This window comes from Campylobacter sp. 2018MI13, from assembly GCF_018501135.1.
GTDB lineage: Bacteria > Campylobacterota > Campylobacteria > Campylobacterales > Campylobacteraceae > Campylobacter_E.
In genome coordinates, this window is sequence record NZ_JAHCZC010000254.1 from 1 (window position 1) to 423 (window position 423).

Annotated in this window: 1 protein-coding gene; it reads left to right on the forward strand. The window is 45.9% G+C overall.

From position 1 onward, the window contains the following. Window positions 1-423, forward strand: a 423-nt coding sequence (locus KJQ99_RS09895) for an ATP-binding cassette domain-containing protein (RefSeq protein ID WP_214150738.1), incomplete at both ends; no start/stop codon positions are given.

The window sequence follows — 423 nt, forward strand, 5'->3', positions numbered from 1 at the left end:
ATGCTAAGAATCTCGGAATCGGCATGGTTCACCAACACTTCATGCTGATCCCTGCATTTACCGTGCTGGAAAACATTATTTTGGGCGAAGAACCGCTCAAGGGCGGCAGAATCGACTACAAAAAAGCTTCACAGGAAATTGAACGATTAGCTGAAAAATATCAGCTTGACATCGATCTGAAAGCCAAAGTTGCTGATATTACGGTCGGGATGCAGCAACGCGTCGAAATTATGAAAGCTTTGTATCGCAAAGCCAACATTTTCATCTTTGATGAGCCGACTGCCGCATTGACGCCGCAAGAAATCGATCAACTGATGAAAATTTTCCGCGCGTTGGCTGATGAAGGAAAATCGATCATCTTCATCACGCACAAGCTCAAAGAAATCAAGGAGGCTGCCGATCGCTGCATCGTGATTCGTGCCG